Annotated in this window: 10 protein-coding genes and 1 pseudogene; 3 read left to right on the forward strand and 8 right to left on the reverse strand. The window is 73.2% G+C overall.

The genetic code is table 11. The features are described from left to right. The first annotated feature begins 141 nt into the window (after nucleotides 1–141). Nucleotides 142–897 (forward strand): ABC transporter ATP-binding protein, encoded by a 756-nt coding sequence (locus ACFV8H_RS35610; protein ID WP_375891803.1) that lies wholly within the window; start codon nucleotides 142–144, stop codon nucleotides 895–897. A 44-nt stretch (nucleotides 898–941) separates the two neighbouring features. Next, nucleotides 942–2,093 carry a hypothetical protein gene (locus tag ACFV8H_RS35615; RefSeq protein ID WP_380408146.1) on the forward strand — a complete coding sequence of 384 codons (1,152 nt, stop codon included), beginning with the start codon at nucleotides 942–944 and terminating at the stop codon, nucleotides 2,091–2,093. An 83-nt stretch (nucleotides 2,094–2,176) separates the two neighbouring features. Here the strand turns inward: ACFV8H_RS35615 and rlmN are convergent, their stop codons facing one another. The 6 genes from rlmN to rpsB form a co-directional block, all read right to left on the reverse strand. Beyond that, nucleotides 2,177–3,277 carry a 23S rRNA (adenine(2503)-C(2))-methyltransferase RlmN gene (rlmN, locus tag ACFV8H_RS35620; RefSeq protein WP_375891799.1) on the reverse strand — a complete coding sequence of 367 codons (1,101 nt, stop codon included), beginning with the start codon at nucleotides 3,275–3,277 and terminating at the stop codon, nucleotides 2,177–2,179. Nucleotides 3,278–3,358: 81 nt separating this feature from the next. Continuing rightward, the gene (locus ACFV8H_RS35625; protein WP_380408153.1) at nucleotides 3,359–4,294 is read right to left on the reverse strand and encodes a phosphatidate cytidylyltransferase; all 936 of its coding nucleotides are present in this window, start codon (nucleotides 4,292–4,294) and stop codon (nucleotides 3,359–3,361) included. 569 nt (nucleotides 4,295–4,863) lie between these two features. After that, entirely contained in the window at nucleotides 4,864–5,421 is a 558-nt protein-coding gene (gene frr / locus ACFV8H_RS35630) for a ribosome recycling factor (protein WP_360233219.1), read from the reverse strand. Nucleotides 5,422–5,517: 96 nt separating this feature from the next. After that, on the reverse strand, nucleotides 5,518–6,282 hold the full coding sequence (gene pyrH, locus ACFV8H_RS35635; RefSeq protein WP_030056790.1) for a UMP kinase: 765 nt from the start codon (nucleotides 6,280–6,282) through the stop codon (nucleotides 5,518–5,520). Nucleotides 6,283–6,544: 262 nt separating this feature from the next. Further along, entirely contained in the window at nucleotides 6,545–7,384 is an 840-nt protein-coding gene (gene tsf / locus ACFV8H_RS35640; RefSeq protein ID WP_375891797.1) for a translation elongation factor Ts, read from the reverse strand. A 129-nt stretch (nucleotides 7,385–7,513) separates the two neighbouring features. Beyond that, nucleotides 7,514–8,431 (reverse strand): 30S ribosomal protein S2, encoded by a 918-nt coding sequence (rpsB, locus tag ACFV8H_RS35645; RefSeq protein ID WP_380408149.1) that lies wholly within the window; start codon nucleotides 8,429–8,431, stop codon nucleotides 7,514–7,516. Nucleotides 8,432–9,028: 597 nt separating this feature from the next. Between rpsB and ACFV8H_RS35650 the strand changes: the two genes are divergently transcribed. Then, nucleotides 9,029–9,772 carry a peptidoglycan DD-metalloendopeptidase family protein gene (locus tag ACFV8H_RS35650; protein WP_380408151.1) on the forward strand — a complete coding sequence of 248 codons (744 nt, stop codon included), beginning with the start codon at nucleotides 9,029–9,031 and terminating at the stop codon, nucleotides 9,770–9,772. A 101-nt stretch (nucleotides 9,773–9,873) separates the two neighbouring features. Here the strand turns inward: ACFV8H_RS35650 and ACFV8H_RS35655 are convergent, their stop codons facing one another. Further along, the gene (locus ACFV8H_RS35655) at nucleotides 9,874–10,458 is read right to left on the reverse strand and encodes a TetR/AcrR family transcriptional regulator (RefSeq protein WP_380408155.1); all 585 of its coding nucleotides are present in this window, start codon (nucleotides 10,456–10,458) and stop codon (nucleotides 9,874–9,876) included. Between the two features lie 112 nt (nucleotides 10,459–10,570). Beyond that, nucleotides 10,571–11,326 (reverse strand): annotated as a pseudogene (gene whiG / locus ACFV8H_RS35660) (RNA polymerase sigma factor WhiG); the annotation flags it as partial. Nucleotides 11,327–11,816 lie beyond the last annotated feature (490 nt).

Here is an 11,816-nt window from a genome sequence, read left to right on the forward strand (position 1 = left end):
GAACATCACAGTCGTACGACCAAACATGCCTGAATGCGGGTGATTTGCCCGTGATGGACCAGAGCGCCGCAACCGCGACCGGCCCCGGTCGTTCTAATCTGACGACTGTCATATCCCTGCGGCCACCCAGGATGGAACCTCATGTCAGCGGCACCGCCTGACAACGACGTGCTGTGGGCCCGAGGGATCGTCAAGTCCCACGACGGCACCCCCGCCCTGCGCGGCATCTCCATCGGCGTCCGCGAGGGCGAGGTGCTCGCCGTCACCGGCCCGCGCGGCTGCGGCAAGAGCACCCTGCTCGGCTGCCTCTCCGCCCAGCTCCCGGTCGACGAGGGCGAGGTCTGGTTCAACAGCTCCCCCGTCCACACCCTCGGCCGCGCCGGACGCGAACGGCTGCGCCGCGACCGCTTCGGCTTCGTCGGCTCCGAACCCCACCTGGTGCCCGAGCTCAGCGCCCGCGAGAACGTCGCCCTGCCGCTGCTGCTCGCCGGCGCCGGCAACAAGGCCGCCTACACCGCCGCCGACGAGTGGCTGGAGCGCCTCGACGTCGGCGACATCGGCCGCCGGCGCCCCGACCGGCTGGTCCAGAGCCAGCGCCAGCGGGTCGCCGTGGCCCGCGCCCTCGCCCCGCTGCCGCCCGTCGTGTTCGCCGACGACCCCACCGCCCCGCTGCACCGCGAGGCCGCCGACCAGGTCCTGCGGATACTGACCAGCGCGGCCCGCTCGCACCAGCTCACCCTCGTCCTGGCCACCCACGACCCCGAGCTCGTCCGGTTCGCGGACCGCTCCGTCGCCCTCGTCGACGGACGGCTCACCGCCCCCGCCGCCCCCGTCCCGCGCGGCGCCGCCGCCCCGGCCGCGACCGGCGCCTCCGCCGTCACGGCCACCCGCCGCTGACCGCCTCCAGTCGCGGACAGAGCCGAGCCGCTGAAAGAGTCGACGTGTTCTACCTCCGTCTGGCCCGGGGCTACCGGGTGACCGACCTCGGCCGCTGGCTGCTCACCGCACTGGCGGCCGCCGCCGTCGCCGCCTTCCTGCTGCGCTCCCTCGGGCGCGCGCTGAGCGACCCGCTCGGCGGCGCCGACGCGCTGGCACGACTGCTCTGGTGCCTGCCGCCGCTCGCCGCCGTCGCCTGGTTCGCGGCCGTCGCCGCCCGCTCGGTGCCCGCCCGACGGCCCGAGCGGATCGCCGGCCTCACCGCCGCCGGGGCCGGCTCCCGCCGGATCCGCACCCTGATCGCCGGTGAGGTCGCCCTCGCCTGCACCCTCGGCAGCGTGCTCACCCTGCTGCTCTTCCTGGTGCTGCGCAACGACATCGCCGGCCCCTCGCTCGCCCCCGACCTCGGCATGGGGGTGCCGCTGCCCGCGGCCGCACCGGTCACCCTGCTCGCGCTCGTCCCGCTCACCGCCGGCCTCGCCGCCGGCTTCTCGGTGCCCGTCGCCGAGACCCTGCCCGGCGGGCGCACCCACGGCCGGACCGGCTTCGGCCCGCTGCGGATCGCCGTACCGGTCGGACTCGTGGTGATCGGCGCCGCGCTCGAACTCATCGCCCTGCGGCCCGGCGCCCCCGCCGACGGCCGTCCGATCCACCTGCCCGCCGGACTCGGCACCACCAGCACCGCCGCCCTCGGCGGCTGGGCCGGCGGCGCGCTCGGCCTCGCCCTGCTCACCGGCCCGCTGCTCGCCTGGACCGGACGGCTGCTCGCCCTCGGCCGGCCCACCCCGCTGCGGCTGCTCGCCGGACGCGGCCTCACCGCCCAGGCCCGCCGGCTCGGCCCGCCGCTGGCCGTGCTCACCCTGGTCGTCGCCCTGGTGCTGACCACCGTCCGCTACTGGATCGGCACCCCCGACAGCGCCGACGCGCTGCCCGCCGTCGAGGCCTGCCTGGTGCTCGGCTGCACGGTCGCCGCGGTGATCGCCCGGCTCGCCGAGGTCCGCACCGACCGCCGGGAGATCACCGAGTCGCTGCTGCGCCTCGGTGCCTCGCCCCGGCTGCTGTTCGGCGCGGTCGCCCTGCGCACCCTCGCGGTGGGCACCACGCTGCTGCTGACCGGCGGGGCGACCGCCGCGCTGGCGGCCGCCGGACTGCGATAGGGCGTGCCTCGTGGATCAGGCCGGCACTCCGGCCTGATCCACACGACACGCCCTGACCCCCCGGCAGGCTCCTACCCGGGTCCTCAGCCCGCCGCGGCGAGCTGGCCGCAGGCGCCGTCGATCTCCTGGCCGCGGGTGTCGCGGACGGTCGTCGGCACGCCGTGCGACTGGAGCCGACGGACGAACTCGCGCTCGTCCTCCGGCCGGGAGGCGGTCCACTTGGAGCCCGGGGTCGGGTTCAGCGGGATCAGGTTGACGTGCACCCGGTGGTTCTTGATCAGCCGGCCGAGCAGGTCGGCACGCCAGGCCTGGTCGTTGATGTCCTTGATCAGCGCGTACTCGATGGAGATCCGGCGGCCGGACTTCTCCGCGTAGTTCCACGCCGCGTCCAGCACCTCGGCGACCTTCCACCGGGTGTTCACCGGGACCAGCTCGTCGCGCAGCTCGTCGTCCGGCGCGTGCAGCGACAGCGCCAGGCGGCAGCTGAGACCCTCGTCCGCCAGCCGGTTCATGGCCGGCACCAGGCCGACCGTGGAGACCGTGATGCCGCGCTGGGACAGGCCGAAGCCGTCCGGAGCCGGGTCGGTCAGCCGGCGGATCGAGGCCAGCACCCGGTTGTAGTTGGCCAGCGGCTCGCCCATGCCCATGAAGACCACGTTCGACAGCCGCGCCTCGCCACCGGGGATCTCGCCGGCCTTGAGCGCGCGCATCCCGGCGGCGATCTGCTCGACGATCTCGCCGGTCGACAGGTTGCGGGTCAGCCCCGCCTGGCCGGTGGCGCAGAACGGGCAGTTCATGCCGCAGCCGGCCTGCGAGCTGATGCACATGGTGACCCGGTCCGGGTAGCGCATCAGCACCGACTCGACGAGCGTGCCGTCGAACAGCTTCCAGAGCGTCTTGCGGGTGGTGTCGTCGTCGCAGGAGACGTGCCGCACCACCGACATCAGCTCGGGCAGCAGGCCCTCGGTCAGCTTCTCCCGGCTGGCGGCGGGGATGTCCGTCCAGCTCGCCGGGTCGTTCGACATCCGGCCGAAGTAGTGGTTCGAGAGCTGCTTGGCGCGGAACGCCTGCTCGCCCAGCTCGGCGACGGCCTCCTTGCGCTCGGCGGGGCTCAGGTCGGCGAGGTGTCGCGGGGGCTTGGCGCCGCGCGGCGCGACAAAGGTGAGTTCTCCGGGCTTAGGCATGGTTGTTCCAGTGTCGCAGACGCGCGGGGGCCCCGGACGCCGGGCGTCCGGGGCCCCGTTGCGGAACGGTCGGTGGGCGGGTCAGCTCCCGACGAAGGCCGCCAGCAGCAGCCAGACCACCGGGGCGGTCGGCAGCAGCGAGTCCAGCCGGTCCATGATGCCGCCGTGGCCGGGCAGCAGGGTGCCCATGTCCTTGATCCCGAGGTCGCGCTTGATCATCGACTCGCCCAGGTCGCCCAGGGTCGCGGTGACCGCCGCGCAGCCGCCCAGGATCAGGCCCTGCCACCAGCTGCCGCCGTCGATGATCAGCTGCATCAGCACGGCGCCCGCCAGCATCGACAGGCCGATGCCGCCGGCCAGGCCCTCGCGGGTCTTGCCGGGGCTGATCGTCGGGGCCAGCTTGGTCCGGCCGAACTTGTAGCCCACCGCGTAGGCGCCGGTGTCGCTGCAGATCGTGACGATCAGGAAGAGCACGATCCGCTGGGGGCCGTCGTCGGCCGCCAGCATCATCGCCACGAAGGTCGCCAGGAACGGCACGTAGAAGGCGGTGAACACCCCTGCCGTTATGTCCCGCAGGTAGTTCTCCGGCGGCTCGGCCATCCGCCAGACCATCACCGCCAGCCCGGTCAGCGCGAGCGAGGCCGCAGCCCACTCGACGCCGGCCCAGTAGCCGGTGGCGATCATGGCGATGCCGCCCACGACCAACGGGATCAGCGGCGCCTTGATCTGCTTGCGCTCGGACAGCCGACTGGTCAGCTCCCAGACGCCGACCGAGGCCGCGGCCATCACGACGAACAGGAACAGCGCCTTCACCACGAACAGCGAGGCGATGATCACCACGCCGAGGCCGACGCCCACGCCTATGGCGGCCTGGAGGTTACGGCCGCCGCGCTGCTTGCGCGGCTCCGGCTGCGGGGCGGGCTGGGCGGCCACGGGTGTCTCCTGCCCTGGATGGGACGACGGCACGAAGGGGGGCTGCCCGGCCGCCCAGTGGCGCTGCGGCGGCGCGGGATGCACCGGAGCCCCCGGGTACGGCGGGGCGCCGTGGCCGGGGGCGGGGGTGGCGTCGTCGGTTATCGCGCGCAGCACGACCGTCTCCGTCACGCCCGGCGGCGGCGTCCCGGGCTGCTCGGCCCGGCCGTTCGCGGCGCCGTTCGAGGGTCCGCTCGCGGCGCCGTCGAAGGGTCCGTTCGAGGAGCCGTCGGAGGGTCCGCTCGCGGCGCCGTCGAAGGGTCCGTTCGAGGAGCCGTCGGAGGGTCCGCTCGCGGCGCCGTTCGCCGGCCCGTGGTCGGGCGCACCGGGGTGCGGGCCGGGATCGGCCGGTACGGGAGGCATGACCTGAGTCTCCTCCGCGTCGCCGCCCCAGTACACCGGAGGCTGCTGCGAGTGATCCGAACGGAGGCCCTGGCCCCCCGGGACGGCACCCGGCCCGCCCTGGTGGGCGGCCCGGGGCTCCGGGTGGCCGGGGTGCCCCGGCGCCGGACTGGCCGGCGGCCGGGGTGCCTGCGGCTGCGGCGCCGGGCGGTAGGGCTGGAACTGCTGGTCGGACGGGCCCCAGTAGCCAGGGGCGTCAGGGGCGTCGTTCATCAGACCTCGAGCAGCTCGGCTTCCTTGTGCTTGAGCAGCTCGTCGACCTGGGCCACGTACTTGGCCGTGGTGTCGTCGAGCTCCTTCTCGGCGCGGCGGCCGTCGTCCTCGCCGACCTCACCGTCCTTGACCAGCTTGTCGATGGCGTCCTTGGCCTTGCGGCGGACGGCGCGGATCGAGACCTTGGCGTCCTCGCCCTTGGTCCGGGCGATCTTGATGAACTCCCGGCGGCGCTCCTCGGTCAGCTCCGGCAGCACCACTCGGATGATGGAACCGTCGTTCGAGGGGTTGACGCCCAGGTCGGAGTCGCGGATCGCCTGCTCGATGGCCTTCAGCGCGGTCTTGTCGAACGGCGAGACGACCGCCATGCGCGGCTCCGGCACCGAGAACGAGGCCAGCTGGTTGATCGGCGTGATGGCGCCGTAGTACTCGGCGACGATCTTGGCGAACATCGCCGGGTGCGCACGGCCGGTACGGATGGCCGCGAGGTCGTCCTTGGAGACGGCGACGGCCTTCTCCATCTTTTCCTCGGCCTCGAGGAGGGTCTCTTCGATCACTGTGAACTCCCTGTCCGGTTCATCTGCTGTAGTCCCGACCGGCGTCGGCATCGGGGCCGGTCGCGGCGGACGCCGTCCCGTACGGCGGGTTGCTGCTCAGGCCCGGACAGAATCCTGGCTGATGAGTGTGCCGATCTTCTCACTCTTCACCGCACGCGCGATATTGCCCTCCGCCAGCAGTTCGAAGACCAGCATCGGGAGGTTGTTGTCCTTGCACAGGGTGATCGCGGTGAGGTCGGCGACCTTGAGGTCGCGCGCGATGACCTCGGAGTACTCCAGTGCGTCAAACTTGACCGCGTCCGGGTTGGTCCGGGGGTCGGAGTCGTAGACGCCGTCCACGCCGTTCTTGCCCATCAGCAGGACGTCGGCGTGGATCTCCAGCGCGCGCTGGACGGCCGTGGTGTCGGTGGAGAAGTACGGCATGCCCATACCGGCACCGAAGATCACCACACGGCCCTTCTCCAGGTGCCGGACGGCCCGCAGCGGCAGGTACGGCTCGGCGACCTGGCCCATGGTGATGGCGGTCTGGACCCGGGTCTCGATGCCCTCCTTGACCAGGAAGTCCTGCAGCGCCAGGCAGTTCATGACGGTGCCCAGCATGCCCATGTAGTCGGAGCGGGCCCGGTCCATGCCGCGGACCTGCAGCTCGGCACCCCGGAAGAAGTTGCCGCCGCCGATGACCACCGCGACCTCGGTGCCGGCGCGCACGACCGTGGCGATCTCACGGGCGATCGCGTGCACGACGTCCGGGTCGACGCCGAGCCCGCCACCACCGGCGAAGGCTTCACCGGACAGCTTGAGCAGCACCCGGCGGCGCGAGCCCGCCTTGGGGTCCTGCGCGGTCTCCTGCGTCTCCTGCATGGACTTCTCCTTTAGTGCACCTGCTGGCTCACAGGCCTGGGCGTGCGGATGCCCGGCCTGCGCGTACACGAGAGGAGGCCACTGCCGCGGGAACCGGTTCGGTGTCCTGCACGGCAATGGCCTCCTCGTCGTTCATGGTGCCGACACGGCCCACCCATGGACGGCTGGCGCCGGGTGAGCCCGTTCGGCGATCCGCCCGCCCCGGTCAGTGGGCGGGGGCGGTTCCCAGCCTAGAGGGGCCGGGGACCAGGTGGAACGTGGCTCAGGCGCCGACGCGGAAGCGGGCGAAGCGCTTGAGGGAGACGCCGGCCTCCTCGAGGACCTTGGCGACGGTCTTCTTGTTGTCCTTGGCGAAGGCCTGCTCCAGGACGGAGTTCTCCTTCACGAAGCCGGTGACGCGACCCTCGACGATCTTCGGCAGGGCGGCCTCGGGCTTGCCCTCCTCGCGGGCGGTGGCCTCGGCGACGCGGCGCTCGTTCTCGAGGGCCTCGGCCGGGATCTCCTCGCGGGACAGGTACTTCGGCGCGAAGGCGGCGATGTGCTGCGCGACGTCCTTGGCGACCTCGGCGTTCTCCTTGTCCAGCTCGACCAGGACGCCGACGGCCGGCGGCAGGTCGGGGCTGGTCTTGTGGAGGTAGACCGCGACGAAGCCGTCACCGTCGAACTGGGCGAAGCGACGGAGGACGATCTTCTCGCCCAGGGTCGCGTTGGCCTCGTCCACGAACTGCTGGACGGTCTTGCCGGCCTCGATCTCGGACGCCAGGGCGGCGTCCAGGTCGGCAGGGGCGCTCTTGGCGAGGTGGGCGGCGATCGCGTCGGCGACCTGGACGAAGTTGTCACCCTTGGCGACGAAGTCGGTCTCGCAGTTCAGCTCGACCAGGACGCCGGACTTCTTGTCCTCGGCGATCAGCGCGGCGACGGCGCCGTTGGAGGCGTCACGGCCCTCGCGCTTCGCAACGCCCTTCTGGCCCTTGATGCGCAGGAGCTCGACGGCCTTCTCGACGTTGCCCTCGGCCTCGTCCAGGGCCTTCTTGCAGTCCATCATGCCGGCGCCGGTGAGCTCACGGAGCTTCTTGACGTCCGCGGCGGTGAAGTTCGCCATGGTGTGAATCTCTTCTCGCGTCTCGCGTGTCTGCGTGGAGTGGCGCCGGCACCGATGGTTCGGACCCGGCGCGGGAGAGAGGGGCACCCGCCGGTGTCGTACCGGCGAGTGCCCCTCACCCGTGGTACGTCAGGCCTGCTCGGCCGGAGCGTCGGTGGCCGGAGCCTCGGCGACCGGGGCCTCGGCGGCCGGGGTCTCGGCAACCGGAGCCTCGTCGGCGGGGGCCTCAGCGGCCGGAGCCTCGGCGGCGGCGGGGGCCTCCTCGGCCTTCTTCTCGCCCTCGATGAGGTCCTTCTCCCAGTCGGCCAGCGGCTGGTCGGCGCCCGGCTCGGCCTTGGTGTCGCCCTTGGCGACACCCGCGCGGGACTTCAGGCCCTCGGCGACGGCGTCGGCGATCACGCGGGTCAGCAGGGTGACGGAGCGGATCGCGTCGTCGTTGCCCGGGATCTTGTAGTCGACCTCGTCCGGGTCACAGTTGGTGTCGAGGATGGCGACGACCGGGATGTTGAGCTTCCGGGCCTCGCCGACCGCGATGTGCTCCTTCTTGGTGTCCACGATCCAGACAGCGCTGGGAACGCGCTGCATGTCGCGGATACCGCCGAGGGTCTTCTCCAGCTTGTCGTGCTCGCGCTGGAGGACCAGGAGCTCCTTCTTGGTGAGGCCGGAACCGGCCACGTCCGAGAAGTCCAGCTCGCCGAGCTCCTTGAGGCGCTGCAGGCGCTTGTAGACGGTCGAGAAGTTGGTCAGCATGCCGCCGAGCCAGCGCTGGTTCACGTAGGGCATGCCCACGCGGGTGGCCTGCTCGGCGATGGCCTCCTGGGCCTGCTTCTTCGTGCCGACGAAGAGGACGCTGCCGCCGTGGGCAACGGTCTCCTTGATGAACTCGAAGGCGCGGTCGATGTAGTTCAGCGACTGCAGCAGGTCGATGATGTAGATGCCGTTGCGCTCGGTGATGATGAAGCGCTTCATCTTCGGGTTCCAGCGGCGGGTCTGGTGACCGAAGTGGACGCCGCTCTCCAGCAGCTCCCGCATCGTGACGACGGCCATTGCCGTGCTCCTCAGGTGTTACGGCCCGACTGTGACCGCCCTCGGGGGGTTCCCCTCGGGCGAAGTGCCTACGGTCGGGTCAGTCTCGGTTGTCCGTGGCGGCCAGGTGACAGCCACGCCTGACGCCCCGATCGTGCCGAGCCGCTTCCACCCGCTCGGTCCGGGGACCGGTCGGGCTCGGCGGACCGAGCGGCACTCGCACCTGGCGGAGGCCGCGGAAGAACCGTGTCCGACCACCGGTGGCGGGGCGTGCGAAGTCGACCCGGTGGACCGGGTCGCGTGTGAAGTGTACGGGAAGCGCCGAGCGGCGAGCGACTTCTCGGGCGCCCGGGGGCCCGCGGGCGGACTGCGCCCGAGCGGCGGATGGCCTGGGGGAAGCCCGGGAAACGGCCGCGGCGGACGGGGCCGCGGCGACCGGCGAACGGGCGCCGGCTGGTCGGCTCCCTGCCCACCGACCGGTCCTGGTATGCCGTTCGTCCACCGGACGGCGGCACCCGTACACCCGTCGGGGGGACGGCGACCGGCGGTGGGGGTGGTTTGTCCACAGGAATCCGGAAGGGGGTGGTCTGGGCAGCGGGGCCCGGCCAGCCTCGGGGCATGACTGGGCGCAGCGGGGTTCGAGGAGTGGTCGCGGAGGCGATCGGGTGGGTGGCCGGGTTGGTGGCCGGGTGGATGGCCGGGTGGGTGCGTGGCCGGCCGGTGGGGGTGGGCGGGATGGCCGGTGCGGTGGTCACGCGGGTGGTGCGGGGGATCGCGCTGGGGGTGGTGCTCGCCCTGATGGCGGGTGCGGGGGTGGCGCGGGCCGCCGCTGCTGGCGAGGGCGGCGCGGGTGCGGGTGGCGCGGGTACAGGTGGCGTGGGCGCAAGTGGCACGGGTTCAGGCGGCGCGGGCGGGGGCTCCACCGGCCGGGGGCCGGCGCGGGCCTGGCCGGTGGGCGGGCCCGGCGGGGTGCTGGGGCGCTTCGAGCCGCCGGCCAAGCCGTGGGCGGCCGGGCACCGGGGTGTGGACCTCGGCGCCGCGCCCGGGGCGGAGGTGCGGGCGGCGGCCGCCGGGGTGGTCGCGTTCTCCGGGCTGGTGGCGGGACGGCCGGTGGTGACCGTCGTCCATCCGGGCTCCGGGACTCCCCCGCTGCGGACCACCTACCTCCCCGTCACCGGCACCGTCCCGGTCGGCACCGGGGTGGCCGCCGGGCAGGTCGTCGGACGGCTCGCCCCCGACGGACGGCACTGCGGCGCACGGGACTGCCTGCACTGGGGGCTGCTGCGCGGGGGCCGCTACCTCGATCCACTGGCCCTGCTGGGCACGGGACGGGCCCGTCTGCTGCCGCTGGGCGGAAGGTGAACGCGCGGAACGGCGGCGCGACAGGGCGGAACGGGCGGGGCAGGGGCGCGCGGCGGGACGGGCCGGGGAATGGGCGGGGGCGGGGAACGGGCGGGGGCGGGTCAGGTCCGGTCGAGGCCTTGCAACGCCAGGGCCACCGCCGCGTCCGCGACCGCCTCCGGGGACTCCACCGGGCAGCCCGTACGGTCCCCGGTGGCGAACTGCTCGGTCCGGCGGACGGCCGCCTCCACGATCCCCTGCAGCAGTGCCGCGGCGAGCCGGGGCTGGTCGTGGCCGAGTTCCTCCAGCGCCCGGACGACCAGGCCGACGAGCCCGCCGTGCGCCGCCCGGATGCGCTCGCGCGCGGCCTCGTCCAGCTCCAGCGCCGAGATGGCCGTGACCGCCCGGTGCCTGGGGTCCCCGGCCAGCGCCAGCTGGCCCCGGACGTACGCCTCGATCCGCTCGGCGGCGGTCTCGCAGCTCGCCATCCCGGCCTCGATCTCGGCCGCCCAGAGCGGGAAGTCCACCTCGCACAGTGCCTCGACCACGGCGGCACGGGAGCGGAAGTACTCGTAGACGGAGGAACGCGCCAGCCCGGTACGGGCGGCGAGCGAGGGGAAGGTCAGGGCCTCCATGCCGCCCTCGGTGAGCAGGACGCGGGCAGCGTCCAGGAGGGCTGCCCGCTGCAGCTGGCGATGCTCGGCCACCGTGGCCGCTCGGATCTTCGGCACGGACCCACTGTACGGAGCCGCGCGCGCGGCCGGAACGGCGCCGCGCATTCGAAGGAGGAGCCGGCCCGGCGGGCGGCTCTGGCGCCCGCTACCGGACGTCCGAGAGCTTGGCCCGCAACTGGAGGACGGACTTGGTGTGGATCTGGCTCACCCGGCTCTCCGTCACCCCCAGCACCTGGCCGATCTCGGCGAGGGTGAGGCCCTCGTAGTAGTACAGCGTGACCACGGTCTTCTCCCGCTCGGGGAGGGTGTTGACCGCCTGGGCCAGCAGTCTGCGCAGCTCGCGGTCCTCGGCCACCTCGACCGGGTCGTCCGCGCCGTGGTCCTCCAGGGTGTCCACCAGACTGAGCCGGTCGCCGCCCTCCCCCACCGGGTGCAGCAGTTCGTCCAGGGCCACCACGTTGGCGAGCGACAGCTGGCTGAAGATCGCGTGCAGGTCCTCGATCGCGATGCCCATCTCGGCCGCGACCTCGGGCTCGTGCGGCGTCCGGCGCAGCCGGGCCTCCAGCGTCGCGTACGTCCGCTCGACGGCCTTCGCCTTCTGCCGCACCGAGCGGGGGATCCAGTCCAGGGCGCGCAGCTCGTCGATGATCGCGCCGCGGATGCGGCTGATCGCGTAGGTCTCGAACTTGATGGCGCGGTCGATGTCGAACTTCTCGATCGCGTCGATCAGCCCGAAGACCCCGGAGGAGACGAAGTCGGCCTGTTCGACGTTGGACGGCAGGCCGACCCCGACCCGCCCCGCCACGTACTTGACGAGTGGTGAGTAGTGGAGGATCAGCTGCTCGCGCAGCCGCTGGTCACCGGTCTCCTTGTAGGAGCGCCAGAGCTCTTCGAGCGCGCTGCGCCCCTGGGCACCGGGCTCCCGGGCGTCCCGGCTCTCCTGGGCGTTACGGGGCTCCTGGGCGTTCCGGGCGTCCCCGGCCTGCGCCCCCCGCCCCGCCCCGGACTGGTCCCGGCGGGGCCGGGGCCCGGGTGGGGAGGTGGCGTCCGGCGCCGGGGCGCTCGAAGGCAACCGGGGGGCGCGGGGTACGGCCGCACCCCCCGGCGCGTCCGCCTCGCCGAGCGCCCCGGTGCCGTGGACCGTCTCGACACCGTGAGCGGCGTCGGCACGCTGGGCCGGGTCGGCGTCCCTGGTCGTGTCCGCGGGCTGGCCCGGCACCACCGTCGGCCGGCCGCCCTGACGCGACAGGCCTCCCTTCGTCCCCGCCGCCTTGGACGGGAACTCGGTCGCGGGTCGCGGCGGGGGGGGCGGCCGCCGCCCCCCGCCGCCGCCCCCCCACCGCCTCACTGGGATCGTAAACAAAAACCAAACCCCACCAATACTACCTCAA

Source organism: Kitasatospora sp. NPDC059827 (genome assembly GCF_042731675.1).
Classification (GTDB): Bacteria; Actinomycetota; Actinomycetes; order Streptomycetales; family Streptomycetaceae; genus Kitasatospora.